This window comes from Faecalicatena contorta, assembly GCF_003149105.1.
In the GTDB taxonomy this organism is placed as follows: Bacteria; Bacillota; Clostridia; order Lachnospirales; family Lachnospiraceae; genus Muricomes; species Muricomes contortus_C.
In genome coordinates this window covers 62,894-80,833 of record NZ_QGDS01000004.1, presented here as the reverse complement: position 1 = coordinate 80,833, position 17,940 = coordinate 62,894, and the positions used below count along the sequence as shown (strand labels likewise).

General features: G+C 44.8%; 16 protein-coding genes. 15 read left to right on the top strand and 1 reads right to left on the bottom strand.

Going from position 1 to position 17,940, the window contains the following annotated elements; all coding sequences use genetic code 11:
* Nucleotides 1-74: 74 nt before the first annotated feature.
* The 3 genes from A8805_RS08330 to A8805_RS08320 all read left to right on the top strand — a co-directional run bounded on the left by A8805_RS08330 (nt 75) and on the right by A8805_RS08320 (nt 4,263).
* Nucleotides 75-1,826 (top strand): ABC transporter ATP-binding protein, encoded by a 1,752-nt coding sequence (locus tag A8805_RS08330; protein WP_109709975.1) that lies wholly within the window; start codon nt 75-77, stop codon nt 1,824-1,826.
* Entirely contained in the window at nt 1,823-3,571 is a 1,749-nt protein-coding gene (locus tag A8805_RS08325) for an ABC transporter ATP-binding protein (RefSeq protein WP_109709972.1), read from the top strand. The genes A8805_RS08330 and A8805_RS08325 overlap by 4 nt, the downstream gene beginning before the upstream one ends.
* A 248-nt stretch (nt 3,572-3,819) precedes the next feature.
* The gene (locus A8805_RS08320) at nt 3,820-4,263 is read left to right on the top strand and encodes a metal-dependent transcriptional regulator (RefSeq protein WP_181392777.1); all 444 of its coding nucleotides are present in this window, start codon (nt 3,820-3,822) and stop codon (nt 4,261-4,263) included.
* Between the two features lie 218 nt (nt 4,264-4,481).
* Here A8805_RS08320 and A8805_RS08315 read toward each other — a convergent pair whose 3' ends face one another.
* The gene (locus A8805_RS08315) at nt 4,482-6,596 is read right to left on the bottom strand and encodes a methyl-accepting chemotaxis protein (protein WP_109709968.1); all 2,115 of its coding nucleotides are present in this window, start codon (nt 6,594-6,596) and stop codon (nt 4,482-4,484) included.
* A gap of 228 nt (nt 6,597-6,824) precedes the next feature.
* Between A8805_RS08315 and A8805_RS08310 the strand changes: the two genes are divergently transcribed.
* The 12 genes from A8805_RS08310 (at nt 6,825) to A8805_RS08255 (ending at nt 17,914) form a co-directional block, all read left to right on the top strand.
* Nucleotides 6,825-7,115, top strand: a complete 291-nt coding sequence (locus A8805_RS08310; protein WP_109709965.1) for a DUF4491 family protein — start codon at nt 6,825-6,827, stop codon at nt 7,113-7,115.
* A gap of 32 nt (nt 7,116-7,147) precedes the next feature.
* A complete protein-coding gene (locus A8805_RS08305) occupies nt 7,148-7,843 on the top strand; it encodes an L-2-amino-thiazoline-4-carboxylic acid hydrolase (protein WP_109709963.1) in 696 nt (231 codons plus the stop codon).
* A 12-nt stretch (nt 7,844-7,855) separates the two neighbouring features.
* Nucleotides 7,856-8,653 carry a pyrroline-5-carboxylate reductase gene (gene proC / locus A8805_RS08300; RefSeq protein ID WP_109709961.1) on the top strand — a complete coding sequence of 266 codons (798 nt, stop codon included), beginning with the start codon at nt 7,856-7,858 and terminating at the stop codon, nt 8,651-8,653.
* 151 nt (nt 8,654-8,804) lie between these two features.
* The gene (locus A8805_RS08295; RefSeq protein WP_109709958.1) at nt 8,805-9,338 is read left to right on the top strand and encodes a V4R domain-containing protein; all 534 of its coding nucleotides are present in this window, start codon (nt 8,805-8,807) and stop codon (nt 9,336-9,338) included.
* A gap of 41 nt (nt 9,339-9,379) precedes the next feature.
* Complete coding sequence (locus A8805_RS08290; RefSeq protein ID WP_109709956.1) at nt 9,380-10,618, top strand: GGDEF domain-containing protein; 1,239 nt, start codon at nt 9,380-9,382, stop codon at nt 10,616-10,618.
* 331 nt (nt 10,619-10,949) lie between these two features.
* Nucleotides 10,950-12,104 carry an ABC transporter substrate-binding protein gene (locus A8805_RS08285; RefSeq protein WP_109709954.1) on the top strand — a complete coding sequence of 385 codons (1,155 nt, stop codon included), beginning with the start codon at nt 10,950-10,952 and terminating at the stop codon, nt 12,102-12,104.
* A gap of 434 nt (nt 12,105-12,538) precedes the next feature.
* Nucleotides 12,539-13,420, top strand: a complete 882-nt coding sequence (locus A8805_RS08280) for a branched-chain amino acid ABC transporter permease (protein ID WP_109709952.1) — start codon at nt 12,539-12,541, stop codon at nt 13,418-13,420.
* 9 nt (nt 13,421-13,429) lie between these two features.
* Nucleotides 13,430-14,512 carry a branched-chain amino acid ABC transporter permease gene (locus tag A8805_RS08275; protein ID WP_109710515.1) on the top strand — a complete coding sequence of 361 codons (1,083 nt, stop codon included), beginning with the start codon at nt 13,430-13,432 and terminating at the stop codon, nt 14,510-14,512.
* Nucleotide 14,513: 1 nt separating this feature from the next.
* The gene (locus tag A8805_RS08270) at nt 14,514-15,272 is read left to right on the top strand and encodes an ABC transporter ATP-binding protein (RefSeq protein WP_109709950.1); all 759 of its coding nucleotides are present in this window, start codon (nt 14,514-14,516) and stop codon (nt 15,270-15,272) included.
* A 13-nt stretch (nt 15,273-15,285) separates the two neighbouring features.
* A complete protein-coding gene (locus A8805_RS08265) occupies nt 15,286-15,996 on the top strand; it encodes an ABC transporter ATP-binding protein (protein WP_109709948.1) in 711 nt (236 codons plus the stop codon).
* Between the two features lie 4 nt (nt 15,997-16,000).
* Nucleotides 16,001-16,618, top strand: coding sequence for an AAA family ATPase (locus tag A8805_RS08260; protein ID WP_109709943.1), 618 nt, complete (start codon nt 16,001-16,003; stop codon nt 16,616-16,618).
* 147 nt (nt 16,619-16,765) lie between these two features.
* On the top strand, nt 16,766-17,914 hold the full coding sequence (locus A8805_RS08255) for an ATP-binding protein (RefSeq protein ID WP_109709941.1): 1,149 nt from the start codon (nt 16,766-16,768) through the stop codon (nt 17,912-17,914).
* Nucleotides 17,915-17,940: the final 26 nt, after the last annotated feature.

The window sequence follows — 17,940 nt, the reverse complement described above, 5'->3', positions numbered from 1 at the left end:
TCCAAAGGGATTTTCAACTGCCGCAAGGTTAGTGGAATCTAACTGAAATTTATTTACATAAGGAGGGTTTCGTTTTGTTCAAAAAAATTCTTGGATATGCCGGTGAGCATCGAAGAACTACCTATAAGGCCGTCGCCGTAATGCTGATTGGCATGGTTATGCAGGTGCTGCCATTTTGGTTTATCTACCAAATTATCCGGCCGTTGCTCCTGCAGGAGCCGATTACTGCGGAATATGTCATCTGGCGGGTGGCCGCCATTGCGCTCTGTACCGTGCTGTATGCGGTATTTTACATCAGGGGGCTTGCCCTCTCCCACAACGCGGCCTACAATACGCTTCAAAATCTTCGCATTTCCTTGCAAGGCAAGCTGGAAAAGCTGCCCCTTGGCGTAATTCAGGAAAAAGGGGTGGGAGTCCTTAAAAAGACCTTCATCGATGACATCGAGACCATCGAACTCCCTCTGGCCCACGCCATTCCGGAGGGTATCGCCAATATGGCTATTCCCGTGCTGGTCTTCTTCGGTATGTTTGCCGCCGACTGGAGGATGGCCCTGCTCGCGCTTGCGGCCCTGCCTCTGGGAGCCATCGCTATGGCAATTATGTACCGGTGCGGTATGAGCTCGATGAACGACTACTATTCCTCAGCCCAGAAGATGAACGGCACCATCGTGGAGTACATCAATGGCATGGAAGTGGTGAAGGTGTTCAACCGGGATGGGGAATCCTACCACCGCTACGAGAACAGCATCAAGAGCTACCGGGACTTCACCCTGAAATGGTATAAGGTTTGTTGGCCGTGGATGGCGATTTATGGCTGCCTTGTCCCCTGTGTGGCGCTGTTTGTTCTGCCGGTGGGGTCGTATTTTGTTCTGCAAGGGTATTCGGCTCTTCCAAATCTGGCCCTGGCGCTGTGCATGTCCTTCGGCATCGGGGCACCGCTGCTGCGGCTCATGGGCTTTTTCCCCAGCATGGCGCGGATTAACTATGTTGTGTCCAATCTGGAAGAGATGATGAGCGAAGCGCCTCTTATCCAGTCTGCTGCTCCATTTTATGGCAAGGGGCATGGCGTGTGTTTTGAGGACGTACGCTTTGCCTACAAGGATACCGAGGTGCTTCACGGTGTGACGCTGGATATCCCCGAAGGGAGCCTGACGGCTCTTGTAGGGGAATCGGGCAGCGGAAAATCTACGCTGGCCAAACTTTTGGTGCATTTCTATGACGTCACGGCGGGTGCGATTAAGGTTGGTGGGCAGGATATCCAGGAGATGAGTCTTGAGGCTCTCAACGACCAAATCTCTTATGTGGCCCAGGAACAGTTCCTATTTAACATGAGTCTCTTGGAAAATATCCGGCTTGGACGGCCGGGCGCCACCGATGCCGAGGTGCTGGCTGCTGCCGAAAAGGCCCAGTGCGGCGAGTTCCTTGCCAGGCTGGAACGGGGCGTCCACACCATGGCGGGAGACGGAGGCAAGCAGCTTTCGGGAGGAGAACGCCAGCGCATCTCCATCGCCCGGGCAATCCTCAAAAATGCTCCTATCGTGGTGCTGGACGAGGCCACCGCCTTTATGGACCCGGAGAACGAAGAAAAGATGAATGAGGCTATTGCCGAGGTAATCCGGGGCAAGACGGTCATTGTCATCGCCCATCGGCTCCAGTCGATTATCAATGCCGATCAGATATGCGTGTTAGATGCCGGCAATCTGGCTGCCGCGGGAACCCATGAGGAATTACTAAAAACTTGCCCTGCCTATCAAAAACTCTGGCAGGCTGCCCAGGGCAGCGCCGGATGGAAGGTCAGCACTGCAAAGGAGGTAGAATCCGTATGATCAGCTTAATCAGACGTATCGTAAACGCTTCGGGGAAATACAAGCACAGAATTTTGTGGGCTTTTGTATTCTCTTTTTTGAAGGGCATCCTGCATAACGCACCCATCGGGCTTGGATTTTTGGCCCTTGCAGCTTTTTATCACGACACCGCCACCCCTGTGTTCTGCCTGCAGATTGGCTTTGCTATGGTGGCTGCGTTGCTGCTGCAAATGCTGTTCCACCATATTGCCGACCGGCTGCAAGCGGCAGCAGGGTTCCTCCTCTATGCCGACAAGCGGATGGAGCTGGGGGCGCATCTGCGCAAAATGCCAATGGGCTATTTCACTGAGGGCAATATCGGCAAGATTAGCTCGGTGCTCTCCACCGACATGGTGTTTATCGAGGAAAACGGTATGAACGTGCTGGCCGACCTCATGAGCTATCTCTTCTCTCAGGGGATTCTGGTGGTATTTCTCTTTTTCTTCAATGTGTGGATTGGCCTTGCGGGGCTATGCATACTTCTTGCCATTACCCTATTGGGGCGGGGACTAAAAAAAGAGGCCATGAAGGACTCCGACGTCCGGCAGGCCCAACTTGAAAACCTCACCGAATCGGTTCTGGATTTCACCGAGGGCATTGGCATCATCAAGACCTATAACCTGCTGGGGGAAAAGTCCAAGATCCTCACCGACAGCTTTAAGGAAACCTGTCGAACGAGCCTGGAGTTTGAAGAAAACCATACGCCTTGGCAGCGGGGGCTGAATTTAATCTACGGCCTTGGCACCACCCTTATAATCGGACTGACTGCATTCCTGTATTTTAAGGGGATGCTGGATGTGACCTATCTGGTGGGCATCATGCTCTTTGTGTTCGATCTGTTCGGGCCAATCAAGGCACTGTATGGCCAAAGCGCGCGGCTCACTGTTATGAACAGCTGTATGGACCGCATCGACGAGGTGTTTTCTGAGCGGGAGCTGCCCGATACAGGGAGGCATACCATCCCCGCCCACAGCGACGCTCCTGAGGTACGGTTTGAGAATGTCAGCTTTGCCTATGGGGAAAAGGATGTGTTGCGGAATATCTCTTTTGAACTCCACAAAAACCAGATGCTGGCTCTGATAGGCCCTTCGGGTGGGGGGAAATCCACCATCGCCAGCCTTCTCGCCCGTTTTTGGGATGTGAAGTCCGGGCGGATTCTGGTGCGGGGTCAGGATATCCGAAAGGTCCCCCTCAGTGAGCTAATGGATCAAATCAGCATGGTGTTTCAACGGGTCTATCTGTTCCGGGATACCATCTACAACAACATTAGCATGGGCAGGCCCGACGCCAGCCGTAAGGAAGTGATGGAGGCGGCGAAAAAGGCTCGCTGCTATGACTTTATTATGGCCCTGCCCGATGGTTTTGACACCGTGGTGGGAGAGGGCGGCGCCAGCCTCTCAGGTGGGGAGCAGCAGCGTATTTCCATTGCCCGCTGCATTTTGAAGGATGCACCCGTTGTCATTCTGGATGAAGCCACTGCCAGCGTAGATGCGGACAATGAAATCTACATCCAGCAGGCTATTAGCGAGCTGTGCAAAGGGAAAACACTACTGGTCATTGCCCACCGGCTGAACACCATACGGCATGCAGACAAGATTCTGGTTATTGCGGACGGCAGTATTGCCCAGCAAGGCTCCCATGAAGCGCTGATGGAGCAGGGCGGCATCTACAAAAGCTTTGTCAGCGCCCGGGAAAACAGCCGGGGCTGGAGCCGGAAGGGCGCATGAAAGTGAGAGCAAGACTGCCCTGCCGACTGCGGTTAGCGGGAGGCCTTGCTTCCTTATATATGGAAGCAAGTTGAGGAGAGACGATGACTTCCTGCATCTGTTTGTAAGTGAGAAACCCGGTGATGGCATTCGCTTTGAATTTCAATTTCTGTCCAATACAATCGAACAATAGCCGGGGCTGAAGATGGCAGGCCGTTTATAGCAATATGAAACTTGAAACTACCGCAGGAGGACGGGAGGGATATCATATGTCTGATCTTACAATATCAATGCAGCACTATATAAAAGCCGTTTACGAACTCTCCTGCGCGGGCAGCAACTATGTACGTATCATAGATGTTGCAGACGAACTGGGCGTATCCAAAGCCAGCGCCAGCCTCGCTATGAGCCGGCTGAATGAAATGGGATTGGTGTGCCGAAATGAGTTCCGGCAGGTGATGCTTACACCAGAAGGAGAAACCTTTGCCGTTCGGATGCTGGATAAGTTTGCGGTCATATATCGATTTTTGCATAATGTGCTGGGATTAGGCGAAGAAACTGCGACTGCTGATGCCTGTGCAATGGAACATGTCATCAGCGTCGAAACCCTATGCGCTCTGTGCCGATTCAACAGCCGTAAGCAAAAAGAACACCGATGCGAAGGAAAATGCTCTGTAAGAGCACAAAAGTTTTCGGCTTATTCGAAACGCTAGCCCTGTCTTCCTAAGAATTGGCGGCTGATACGATTGGATAGCAGGAAGCCACAAGGATAAGTTGTGGCCCTGTCCCATAAGGCCGGCTGAATACGGAAAACACCTCATTTCCAAAGCCACTTGAGAATGAGGTGTTTTAATATGTATTTTATTTAATGCCTTGTACCAAAGAATATGGTGCATAACTCCGGTATGGAAATCATACCATCAAAGTCTTATTACATATATTTATTGCTGCCTTGTGTAAAGTCTTCTGATTTTTCCTTAGGGAGATCATCATGATACTTCTGATGTTCCGTAGTCAGGGTAAACTGATTTACAAGGCTGTTAAGTATGCTGGCCTGGCTGGAGAGCTCCTCGCTGGCAGCAGCGGACTGCTCTGATGTGGCGGCAGTAGTCTGTACTACGGAGGAAATCTGGCCGGTTCCTTCTGCAATCTGCTGCATTGAGTCAGACTGAACAACAGAAGCCTCTGAAATCCGGTCAAGTAAGTCGGCTACATCCTGAACATTTCCCACAATGCCTGACAGTGAATCGGCAGTTTTCTCTACGATATCTGCTCCGCGCTTTACGGAACGGATAGAGTCTTCAATCAAGTTTGCTGTATTAGATGTAGCCTCTGCTGTTTTTTGAGCAAGGTTACGGACCTCGTCCGCTACAACCGCAAACCCTTTTCCTGCATTTCCCGCCCGGGCAGCCTCTATTGATGCATTTAATGCCAGGATATTGGTCTGGAATGCAATGTCATCAATGGTCCTGATAATACCGTTAATTTCACGGGTCTTGTCACTGATTTCGTTCATTGCGGCAATCATCGTGTTCATTTGCTCATTCCCGGATAATACGTCAGTAACTGCTACCTTGGAAAGGTCGTTGGCTTTACGTGCCATCTCCGCATTGGAAGTGACCTGATCGGTGACTTCGTCGATGGTGGCAGAAATCTCTTGAATTGATGCAGCCTGCTCGGTAGCACCCTGGCTGAGGGATTGTGCTCCGGCAGCCACCTGGTCGGAACCGGAAGCAATCTGATTGGAAGAGATTTTTATCTGTTCCAGTGTTTCGGTCAGTGTGCGGGAGATATTGAGTAAAGCGGTCTTAACTGCGCTGAATTCACCGATATAATCGGATTGTAGTTTAAAAGCCATATTTCCCTGTGCAATCTGGTTCAGGACAGAAGAAATTTCTTCTATGTAATTTTTATACAGGTTTAAGGTGACACCAATCTTCTGGAATGCATCTACCAGTAATCCAATCTCTCCCGTGGCTTTAATTTGAAGATTTACATTGAAGTTTCCGCTCGAAACCTCCTGGGCAGATTTGGTAACGGCTTTTATCGGTTTTGCTATGGAGTTACTTACAATAATTCCTGCAATAAGAACAATGACTAATACCACTGCAAGCACTGTATAGATCAGCGCCTTAAGCTCACGGACACTTTGGAACAGATCCGCTTCTGAAATAACGGCAACATAGCGCCAATTGGTTGATTCAGATAAAAAGCTCTTGATAAAATACGGCTTGCCGTCAAGTTTTATCTGCAGGAAGTCTGCATCGCTGCTGACTGCGTTCAGGAACTTTTCCCCGTATGCCTCGGAAAGGTTGAGGAAATTATTATCCGGATTACTCGGATCGGCGAGAATAGTTCCGTCTCCGGTGATTATCATGTAGTATCCCTTGGCATTCTCCGTTGCTTTTTCCATAAGGGTGGTAAGGGAATTTAAACTCATATCCATTGCCATAACGCCGATAACTTTGCCGTTAGAATCTTTGATTGCCTGGGACGCTCCCACAATGGTCACATCATCAGTGGCGAAATAATATGGTTCCCCCAAAACGGGTCCGTCCGGGTGATCTTTGGCATTCGGATACCAGGGACGGGTACGGGGATCGAAACCGGCGGAAATATTTGAGTCAGGATATTGTATGTAGCCTCCGTCTTCAGTTCCCATATATACGTATTGGTAGTCGGGATGGGAGCTGCCGAATTCGGAAAAACTTTCGAATATGGCCTGTTCAACCGGTCCGTTCTGCCCAGGTGTCATTTTAGTGTCAGAAGTGGTTGAAGCATAAGAAGTAATTGTATTGTCAGATGTTTTAAGCAGTGCACCTTCGGAATAGTATCTTACATTGCTGAGCATGCTGTCAAATATGGAATCCACATTGTCGTTTACAAGAGACAATTGTGTATTCACCGAATGCTTTTGTTCTGTCAGCAGGGTGTTTTCCATTTGATTTAAAAACAATATGCCGACCCCCATCAAAGGTAAGATTGCAAAAAATGCGAGTAAAAAACTTAGTTTGAACCTCATGGACTGAAAACGTTTCATTTTCATATAGATTTACCATCCTTCTTGTCATAGATACTATTTTTAGGATATTGTAGCAAATACTGGAAGGATATTCAATAACATTTTGGTAAAATTCGACAAAATCCGACAAACAGATAATTGCGTATAATAGGCATAAAGTTAGGCAAAGGTCTAATATCTTATTGCACCGGGAGTTTTCCGAGGGTATAATTAGGTAATGACAATTGCAGTAACATCACAGGGAGGATGGATATGAATTTTCAAGGATTGATAATAGGGATAGCGGCTTTTGTAATTATCGGAGTATTTCATCCGATTGTCATAAAGGCAGAGTATTATATTGGGAAAAAGATATGGCCGGCTTTTCTGCTGGCTGGATTATTGCTGATAGCGTTATCCATATACATTAACCATATTACAGTTTCTGCGATTATTGGTATTACTGGATTTGCTTCCCTGTGGAGCATACATGAGATTTTTGAGCAAGAGGAACGTGTGAAAAAAGGATGGTTTCCCAAAAATCCCAATAAAAGAGACCCATAGAAGTTTTTCTAAATTTAAGGAGGAAATAAAACATGCCTAATAATGAAGCTGTTTGTAAAATTGAGCACCATGCCGTAATGTTTGCATTACTGTCAAAAAATATAATGGAACAATTTAACGGGGACGGCAAAGAGGCCATTTTAAAGGCCGTGACAAAATATGGAAATGAACGAGGTGCCAGAATGGCACAGAATGCTTTGGATAATGGGGATGAACTTACCGTTATGGCAAACCAGGCATATGGAGAATGGAAACCGGACTATGATGGACAGATGGTGTTTGGAAGAATTAGAACAGAACCGACGCTTCAAACCTTTATCAGTAAATGTGCATGGTGTGAAGCATGGAAAGATCATGACCTTTTGGAATATGGAAAGTATTATTGCGTTGATATTGATAATGCTGTGTTCCAGGGATTCCGTTCTGATTTTGTCTGTACACCGCTGACTGAAAGCCTGAGTTTTGGAGGCGACAGATGTGACTTTGACTGGGGAGAACCCCTTACAGAGGAAGAAGTAGTGAAGCTGGATGAAAAGAAGAAAGAGCTGGGTACTACTTGTATGAAAGACTTCAACTATCATACGGCACACCTGTTACATAGTATTTCCAATACATTACTGGAGGAATTAGGAGAAAACGCCCAGGATGCTATTGATAAAGCAAAACGGGAATTTGCAGACAAGTTTGGGAATGAATATTTAGAAGTACTAGAAAAATCATACATATAAAAGGAGGAAGTTGTGTTGGGAAAAAAGATTGGTGTTATCGGATATGGGAACATGGGAAGTGCAATCCTTCGGGGAGCAGTGGAAACAGATGCATTTGAGAAAGAGGACTTCTGTGTCTATGACATTAGTGGGGAGGCCATGGAAAGGGCGGAGGAATTGAACGTCCCTACAGTGGACAGCTGTGCTCATCTGTGCGATGGATGTGATATTATGATTTTAGCGGTAAAGCCCCAGAATGCAGCAGAAGCTTTGGCAAGCTGTAAAGGCCATTTGGAAAATAAAGCACTGGTTTCTATTGTGGCCGGTCTTAGTACAGAACGTATTATGGCTATGGTTGATGAAGGTGTGCGTGTATTAAGAGTGATGCCGAATACACCGGCGCTGGTTTCAGAAGGTGCATTTGTTCTTTGCTCAGACAACAATTTAAATGAAGAAGAAGCTGCTCTTACGGATAAGTTATTTGTATCCATTGGAATCGTAGAATGGGTTCCGGAGAAATTAATGGATGTTGCATGTGGTTTAAGCGGGGGCGGTCCGGCTTATGCGGCGATGTTCATTGAAGCACTGGCTGACGGGGCGGTTAAGCAGGGTCTGCCGAGGGATACTGCATATAAGTTGGCAGCCCAGACATGTCTGGGAACTTCAAAAATGATTTTGGATACAAAAATCCATCCGGGAGCTTTGAAAGACATGGTTACTTCACCAGGCGGCACTACGATAGAAGGTGTAGAAGCCTTAGAGCAGGGCGGATTCCGGTATTCCGTTATGAATTGTATAAAAGCAGCCACTGAAAAATCAAAAAAGCTATAAGGGAATAGTTAAAAAGTATAATCCTTGCAGACCATATGTTTTGTATTTCTTGAAACATACGAAACTGCATGTTAGAATAAAACAATAAGGATAAATATGGTAACTATTTATTTGCTTTAAGAAGAATTCCAGCTGGAGGGGCTTTACGAAAATGGAAGATACATTGAAACAGGGGACAAGCCATAATATTTTTACATGGGAGAATCTTGGTGACATTAAAAAAGGCCGCGCATATCTGGGCGAAGATATGCCGGTGCTTGTATACCGGCTGATGCAGTATACTATGCTGGATATACTAAGTAAAGAGCATGGAGATGAAAAGGCTAACGAATATTTCCGGCAGGCAGGATATCTGGCAGGTGTGGAGTTTGCCAGGAACGTAATGGATCTGCAGGTTGGGTTCAACACTTTTGTGGCAAATCTGCAGAAAAAATTGAAAGAATTAAAAATTGGCATTTTGCGTATGGAGAGCTTTGATGAATTGAACGGAGATATAATCCTGACTGTAGGAGAAGATTTGGACTGCAGCGGGATTCCTGTTACAGATGAAACGGTCTGTTATTATGATGAAGGTTTTATTTCTGGTATCCTCGAGGCTTACACCGGAAGGGTGTACAATGTGCGGGAGATTGACTGCTGGGCAAACGGAGATAGAGTATGCCGGTTTCAGGGAGCAGCAGAATAAGGAAAGCCTGTATCATATAATGGAAAGTGAGGTGAAACATTATGGACTCTGTTGCAGGGCTTTTGCAGGACTATCTGAAAAACGTAATACATGAGCCGGAACATGCGGTTTTGGATTTACATAAACTGCCGGCAGAATTTCAGAACTTTGGAAAAGAACTTATACACTTTTCAGAATGTGTTATGGAAAGCTCCGGACTGGCGAAAGCCTTGGCAAAAGGGAACCTGAATGTGAATCTGCCGCCGCCGGGCAATAAAGTGGCTGCGCCTCTCAAGGCCCTCCATGCCTCATTAAAGCATTTAACATGGCAGACCCAGCAGGTTGCCAAGGGGGATTACCAGCAGCGTGTGGATTTTATGGGAGAATACTCCGAAGCTTTTAATACTATGATAGAACGGCTTAACCAACGGCGTCTGGCGCTGTTGGATGAAATACATACACTTGTGCAGAACAAAAGTCTGTATGAGACCCTTGTAGGCCAGATAGAGCAGTGGATCATCGTGACGGATGCTGAGACGGCTGAAAGGTTATTTGTCAGCCGTGAGATGGAGGCTGTGCTGGAAGAGAAGGATAGCGGGGATGCACTGAGCCAGTGGCTGCAAGCGCAGACGGAGATGATGGAGGGAAAAGATGAGATTTTTATGACAGAGCTTGAAATGCAAAATAATGGCATTATCCGGTATTATTCTGTATCTATTCATCCTCTGAATTGGAATGGGCGCAATGCTCTTGCATTTGTCCTCACAGATGTGAGCAATGAAAGAGAACGGCTGAATAAGCTTCAGAACATGACTGATTTAGACCCATTGACTCAGCTGTACAATCGCCGCTATGGTATGGAAGTGTTGGAGGATTGGATTGCCCAGTGCAAGAGTTTCATTTTGAGCTTTGTTGATATTGATAACTTAAAATATGTGAATGACAGACTTGGACATGCAGAAGGGGATCAGTATATTCTCTGTGTATCTGTCATAATGAGGGAATTCTCTCCTAATGCAGTGGTATGCCGCATAGGAGGAGATGAATTTATGCTGCTGGCAGAAAACTGGAATGTAGATGAAGCCAGGGAGCGTCTGGAAGTATTACGGAGGGCATTGATTGGCTGGAACGGCAGCCCTGGAATCTCATATGAGCGCAGCATAAGCTATGGCGTTATTCCGGTAGGTCCTTCGGCGTCCGGCCCTGTGTTACAGGCGAGTGAACTGTTAAGCGCCGCAGATGAAAAAATGTACGAATATAAAAGAGCATATAAACTAAGGCAGAAGAAGAGTGCAAGGTGATTTTATGCAGTTTTTGGGTATACTGTTCAATAAGGGGCGCTTATTTAACTGCTAATATTCAACAAGATATGCTTATTTAACTGCTAATGTTCGATAAGATATTAAATTTAGTATTGATTTTGATAGATTCGTGTAGTATTATTAAACACATGAATAAGGGCGTTCTGAATAGATAAAGAACGTCTTTTTTCATTACCCTCGAGAATTGCTTCACCGAATTAACGTGAAAAACGGTGTTCTTCATAAAACAATATAGAGAGGTGAGTCTCTTGTGACGGCTCCGTCAAAGTAAAATTCCGTGGGATTATTTAAGAATGAGGAGGAAAATATTATGAAAAAAGCAGTCAGTATGTTATTAATAGCAGCTATGGTCGTTTCCGGTCTGACGGCATGTGGATCATCTTCAAAGAAAGCAGATGATAAGTTCTATATCGGAGGAATCGGGCCTACTACAGGCGGCGCAGCTATTTATGGAACAGCAGTAAAAAATGCAGCACAGATTGCTGTGGATGAAATCAACGAGGCTGGAGGAATTGACGGACATCAGATTGAATATAAATTTGAGGATGACCAACATGACCCTGAAAAATCTGTCAATGCTTACAACACGCTGAAAGACTGGGGGATGCAGGTTCTTATGGGGACAGTAACTTCAGGTCCATGTGTGGCGGTCGTTGATAAGACAGGACAGGATAATATGTTCCAGGTTACACCTTCTGCGTCTTCTACAGATGTAATTGTGAATGGAAATGTATTCCAGATATGCTTTACAGACCCGAACCAGGGAACTGCATCTGCACAGTATATTGGTGACAATAAGCTTGCATCAAAGGTTGCTGTTATTTACAACAGTTCCGACGTATATTCATCAGGAATAACAGATAAGTTTTTAGAGGAAGCAAAAGGCCAGGACTTTGAAGTTGTTGCGACAGAAGCATTTACCGAAGATTCTAAAACAGATTTTTCTACACAGTTAAAGAAGGCTCAGGATGCAGGGGCTGAAATGGTTTTCCTTCCAATTTACTATACAGAAGCATCTGTCATTCTGAAACAGGCAGATACAATGGGATATGCACCGAAATTCTTTGGATGTGACGGATTAGACGGAATTCTTGATGTTGAAAACTTTGATACTTCTCTGGCAGAGGGTGTTATGCTTCTGACTCCGTTTGCAGCAGACGCAGAAGATGAAGCTACACAGGATTTTGTAAAAAAATATAAAGACGCCTATGGTGATACACCGAATCAGTTTGCGGCAGATGCATATGATGCAATCTATACCATTAAAGCAGCAATCGAAGAAGCTGGGGCCACTCCGGATATGAGCGTATCTGATTTGTGTGATGCTTTGAAGGAAGCAATGCCGAATATCAGCATCCAGGGACTGACCGGTGGGGAAGAAGGTCTGAACTGGGAGCCAACAGGTGAGGTAGTAAAGCAGCCAAAAGCTGTTATCATTGAAAAGGGAGCATATGTGGGAATGTAAATTCCAATATGTTTTTATAGTAAGTATGTGTTTTTGAATATTATCTGTTCAAGAAACATATACGAAGGACATGGGGCTGTCGGAAGGCGGCCCCATTTTCAGTATAATAGATAACCAGGTTTTCTATTATACTGAAACCCTCTGGGGAGATCACACTGCGGCAGCAAAGAAAGTGTTGCTATCGCAATCCGCCGCAGACGGAGAATCTTCCGGACAAGATTCTCTATTGTATTAGAACGGTTTTTGGATACCAGGCATTTCCGGTGCCATGAATCGCTTTTTAGTTGTAGAGTACATTTTTTTGTGATAAAATATTTGTCGAAAGCACAGGCATTTAAAAGTATGTATGTAATATCGGATATGCATGTTTTTAAATGCTTGGAGCAGATGATAAGGGAAAATAAGAAAAAGAAGAGAAAGCAAGAGGTATTGATATGAGTTTCATAGCTTATTTGATTAATGGAATCAGCCTCGGGAGCGTTTATGCTATTATCGCTCTTGGATATACTATGGTATATGGAATTGCAAAAATGTTGAATTTTGCGCATGGTGATGTTATTATGATTGGCTGTTATGTAGTATTTACGGCAATGAGCGGATTGCAGTTCAACCCGCTGCTTAGTGTCCTTATATCAGTTGTAGTTTGTACCGTCCTCGGTATTACGATTGAAAAAGTGGCATATAAACCTTTGAGGAAGGCATCTCCCCTTGCAGTATTAATTACTGCCATTGGAGTAAGTTACTTGCTTCAAAATGCTGCACTTTTGGTATTTGGGGCAGACACGAAATCATTTTCTTCCATCATTACACTGCCTGCATTGAAGCTTGCAGACGGAAAGCTTGTGATTTCCAGTGTTGCTGTTGTTACAGTTGTAACCTGTCTTATAATTATGACCGGACTGATGCTGTTTATTAAAAAGACAAAAGCAGGGCGGGCTATGCTTGCCGTATCAGAGGATAAGGATGCGGCGCAGCTTATGGGTATTAATGTAAATGGTACAATTTCGCTAACCTTTGCAATTGGTTCCGGTCTTGCGGCAATTGCCGGTGTACTGCTTTGCTCCGCCTATCCGACCCTGACTCCGTATATCGGCTCTATGCCTGGTATTAAGGCATTTACAGCGGCTGTATTCGGTGGTATCGGTTCCGTTCCGGGAGCATTTATCGGTGGTATTCTGCTTGGTATTATTGAGGTTTTGGGAAGAGCTTATATTTCTTCTCAATTATCTGATGCAATCGTTTTCGCAGTTTTGATTATTGTATTGCTGGTGAAACCTACCGGAATTCTCGGCAAGCCGATTCATGAGAAAGTGTAGGTGACTGCAATGAAAAAACTATTTGGTACAAAAAATATGAAAAAAACAACAAAGGATTCCTTTATCACATATGCAATGGTTATACTTGTTTTTCTTGTTGTGCAGATTATGGTTGGGACAGGAAGTATGTCCAGCCTGCTTCAGGGACTGCTTGTTCCTCTCTGTATCTACTCCATTGCAGCCATTGGCCTGAACCTTTGTGTAGGATATCTTGGTGAATTGAGTCTTGGACATGCAGGTTTTATGTGCGTGGGAGCCTTCTCCAGTGCTTTCTTTACAAAATATATGGCGGATACGGGAATGAATGAAATCCTTCGTTTCGTTATAGCTCTTATAATTGGCACTCTGATGGCGGCTCTTTTTGGTCTTCTGATTGGAATTCCTGTACTGCGCCTGCGGGGGGATTACTTAGCTATTGTAACACTGGCATTCGGTGAAATCATTAAAAATGTAATGAATGTACTGTATATTGTAAAGGATAAAGATGGTTTACACTTTTCCATGTCAGATGCAGCTTCTTTGAACATGGCAGAAGAGGGAACGTTTCTTATCAATGGTCCTAAGGGAATTATAGGAACGCCTCATCAGTCCACTTTTACGATTGGTGTGATTTTAATCCTGGTCAGCCTGTTTGTGGTGTACAATCTTGTGAATTCCAGAAGCGGAAGGGCAATCATGGCAATCAGAGATAACCGGATTGCAGCGGAATCTGTGGGGATTCCTATCACAAAATTCAAATTGATGGCATTTACTCTTTCAGCAGCAATTGCAGGAATGGGTGGAGTTCTCTACGCACATAATCTTTCTACACTGACTGCTTTGCCTGCAAACTTTGGATATAATATGTCAATTATGCTCCTCGTATTTGTAGTGCTTGGAGGAATGGGAAGTTTCCGCGGTTCCATAATTGCTGCCGTACTGCTGACCATGCTGCCGGAAGTACTGCGGGGATTATCCGATTACCGTATGCTGATTTATGCTGTCGTACTGATTGCAATGATGCTCTTTAACTGGGCCCCAAAGGCAATTGAATGGCGGCAGAGACATTCCTTGAAGGATATGTTTACCAAAAAAACAAAGGGGGTACAGTGATATGGCATTACTGGAAGTGAAGAACCTGGGTATCTCTTTTGGCGGACTTCGTGCCGTAGATGATTTTCAGATTTCTATTCAAAAAGGGCAGTTATATGGTCTCATCGGTCCCAACGGCGCTGGTAAGACGACGGTATTTAATATGCTCACTGGTGTTTATAAGCCGGATAACGGAGTAATTGAACTGGACGGAAAAGATATTACAGGACAGAGGACAATTGATATTAATAAAGCGGGAATTGCAAGAACGTTCCAGAATATCCGCTTATTTAAAAACCAGTCCGTGTTGGATAATGTAAAAGTAGGGCTGCACAATAACCATCCATATTCTGCCCTTACTGCTGTTTTGCGCCTGCCTAAATACCGCAGGGTAGAAGCAGAGATGAATGAGAGAGCAAGGGAGCTGTTAAAAGTATTTGGACTTGAGGAAAAGAGAGATTACCTGGCTTCCAACCTGCCCTATGGGGACCAGAGGAAGCTGGAGATCGCGCGTGCACTTGCGACAAATCCTAAGTTACTGCTTCTGGATGAGCCGGCGGCGGGCATGAATCCCAATGAAACCAAGGAACTGATGGAAACAATCCGTTTTGTCCGGGATGAGTTTGACATGACAGTACTTTTGATTGAACATGATATGAAGCTGGTATCCGGTATCTGTGAGGAACTTACGGTGCTGAACTTTGGACAGGTACTGGCCAAAGGGAAGACTGGCGATGTTTTAAATGACCCTAAAGTCATCACTGCATACCTTGGAGAGTAGGAGGAAATAACTTATGGCAATGCTTGAAATTAAAGACCTGGAGGTATATTATGGCATAATCCAGGCAATCAAGGGTATTTCCTTTGAAGTAAAGGAAGGTGAGGTTATTGCGCTTATTGGTGCCAATGGTGCAGGAAAGACAACGACCTTGCAGACAATCACCGGCATGCTTCCGGCAAAAGCGGGGAATATTCTTTTTGAGGGACAAGATATTACCAGGATTCCCGGGCATAAAATTGTATCAATGGGTATGGCCCATGTTCCGGAAGGAAGGCGGGTATTTGCACAGCTTTCTGTATACGAGAATTTAAAGCTGGGGGCATACACAAGAAAAGATAAAGAAGAAATAACAGAATCACTTCAGCGCGTTTACAAAAGTTTTCCACGTCTGGAAGAGCGGAAAAGGCAGGCTGCGGGAACATTAAGCGGTGGAGAACAACAGATGCTTGCTATGGGCAGGGCCTTGATGAGTAAGCCGAGAATTATTTTGATGGATGAGCCTTCTATGGGATTATCGCCCATTTTTGTAGAAGAAATTTTCAACATTATCAAAGAAATCTCTGCTTCCGGAACCACGGTACTCTTAGTTGAGCAAAATGCGAAAAAGGCACTTTCTATTGCAGACCGGGCATATGTATTAGAGACCGGGAATATTGTGCTGAGCGGGGATGCAAAAGAACTTATGAATAATGAGTCTATTAAAAAGGCATATTTGGGGGAATAAAGTTATGAAGCATACTGTAATTACAATTGCAAGAGGTTATGGCAGCGGCGGAAGGACTTTAGGGAAGCTGCTGGCAAAAGAGCTCGGGATTAACTGTTATGACAGAGAGCTGCTTAGGATGGCTTCTGACGAGAGCGGGATTAATGAAGCACTGTTTGGAAAAGTAGATGAGACGCTAAAGAGCATGCCGCTGTTTAAAATAGCGCGCAGAGAATATAAGGGTGAAATACTCCCCCCGGACAGCGATGAATTTGTATCGGATGATAACCTTTTCAATTATCAGGCAAAGGTAATCCGCGAGCTTGCAGATACAGAGTCCTGTGTTATTATCGGACGCTGTGCAGATTATTTACTAAAAGATCATGAAGCTGCGATCCGCCTGTTCTTCTATGCACCAAAGGAAGATTGTATTGCCCGTGTAATGAAACAAAACGGCGGGACAGAGAAAGAAATCATCAAAAAAATTGAAAAGACAGATAAGGGCCGGTCCGAATATTACAAATATTATACAGGACGGGACTGGAATGATGCCAGGAACTATGATCTTTGTCTGAACACGTCGTCTATGAGCTATGAAAAACTGATAGAGGCAGTAAAGTCTTATATAAGTATTCGTATATAACTGCACAGTCCGTGTGAAAACATTGAATATGTGATAGCAAGCCCCATGGCCGAAGGCGATTTTCATGGGCTTGCGGCGTATCTGTTCATGGTCCTGAACAGATACATTTGTAGAAAATAAGGAAACAGAGGAAATTAAAGAATTTTTATGAAATCAATTACAGTAGAAGAGCTGGAACTAATAGAGAAGGACAAAGCAGTAATTCTTGATATTCGTGAGCCGGAAGAATTCAGCAGGGGTACTATTGAGACCGCTGTCAATGTACCATTGCCGGAAGTCCGGGATTACATGAAATGTCTTGAAAAGGATATTACTGTGTATGTCCTGTGCCACACTGGGGATAAGAGCATAGATGTAGTGGATACATTAGAAGAAGAGGGATTCTGTGCAGTTAATGTGAAGGATGGCTACAGAGCTTATTTAAGATATAAGCTCAGCCAGGCTTTAGCAGAGGAGGACCTTGCAAAACAGAAGACCTTGGATATTGAGAGGAGCATCATTAAGAAGTTCCGAAAGAGTATCTGGAGGAAGTTTACAAAATCAGTTCAGGAATATGAGTTAATAAAAGAAGGAGATAAAATTGCGGTCTGTATCTCCGGAGGAAAAGATTCCATGCTGCTTGCAAAGCTCATGCAGGAGCTGAAGAAACATGGGAAAGTTCCATTTGAAGTGATATTCCTGATTATGAACCCGGGCTACAATGAAGACAACTGGAAAATTATAACAGACAATGCGAAGCTTCTCGGAATTCCGCTGACCGTATTTGAGTCTGATATTTTTGACATTGTAGCAGGAGTAGACAAAAGCCCCTGCTACCTTTGTGCCAGAATGCGCAGGGGGTATTTATATTCCCGGGCAAAAGAACTGGGATGTAATAAAATAGCATTGGGCCATCATTTTGACGATGTGATAGAAACCGTTCTTATGGGAATGTTCTATAGCGGGAAGTTTGAAACAATGATGCCTAAACTCCACAGTAAGAACTTTGAGGGAATGGAACTGATTCGCCCTCTGTATATGGTAAAAGAAAGTGATATAAAAGCATGGAGAGACTACAATCAGCTCCATTTTATACAATGTGCCTGCCGTTTTACAGAAAACTGTTCCATCTGCGGAGGAGAGCAGGGGTCAAAGCGGGATGAAATGAAAGAACTGATTGCAGACCTTAGAAAAACCAGTGATTTAATCGAAATGAACATTTTCAGAAGTATGCATAATGTAAATCTAAATACAATTATAGGATATCACAAGGATAAAATAGAACATAGTTTTCTGGATGATTATGATGAGAGATAGGTCAGATATATAAAATGATGCGGAGA

Coding starts and splice junctions, on each gene's coding strand:
- A8805_RS08275 (WP_109710515.1), top strand. CDS start 13,430: ATGAAAAAACTATTTGGTACAAAAAATATGAAAAAAACAACAAAGGAT.
- A8805_RS08280 (WP_109709952.1), top strand. CDS start 12,539: ATGAGTTTCATAGCTTATTTGATTAATGGAATCAGCCTCGGGAGCGTT.
- A8805_RS08290 (WP_109709956.1), top strand. CDS start 9,380: ATGGACTCTGTTGCAGGGCTTTTGCAGGACTATCTGAAAAACGTAATA.
- A8805_RS08295 (WP_109709958.1), top strand. CDS start 8,805: ATGGAAGATACATTGAAACAGGGGACAAGCCATAATATTTTTACATGG.
- A8805_RS08305 (WP_109709963.1), top strand. CDS start 7,148: ATGCCTAATAATGAAGCTGTTTGTAAAATTGAGCACCATGCCGTAATG.
- A8805_RS08270 (WP_109709950.1), top strand. CDS start 14,514: ATGGCATTACTGGAAGTGAAGAACCTGGGTATCTCTTTTGGCGGACTT.
- A8805_RS08285 (WP_109709954.1), top strand. CDS start 10,950: ATGAAAAAAGCAGTCAGTATGTTATTAATAGCAGCTATGGTCGTTTCC.
- A8805_RS08265 (WP_109709948.1), top strand. CDS start 15,286: ATGGCAATGCTTGAAATTAAAGACCTGGAGGTATATTATGGCATAATC.
- A8805_RS08255 (WP_109709941.1), top strand. CDS start 16,766: ATGAAATCAATTACAGTAGAAGAGCTGGAACTAATAGAGAAGGACAAA.
- A8805_RS08260 (WP_109709943.1), top strand. CDS start 16,001: ATGAAGCATACTGTAATTACAATTGCAAGAGGTTATGGCAGCGGCGGA.
- A8805_RS08310 (WP_109709965.1), top strand. CDS start 6,825: ATGAATTTTCAAGGATTGATAATAGGGATAGCGGCTTTTGTAATTATC.
- A8805_RS08320 (WP_181392777.1), top strand. CDS start 3,820: ATGTCTGATCTTACAATATCAATGCAGCACTATATAAAAGCCGTTTAC.
- A8805_RS08325 (WP_109709972.1), top strand. CDS start 1,823: ATGATCAGCTTAATCAGACGTATCGTAAACGCTTCGGGGAAATACAAG.
- A8805_RS08315 (WP_109709968.1), bottom strand. CDS start 6,596: ATGAAAATGAAACGTTTTCAGTCCATGAGGTTCAAACTAAGTTTTTTA.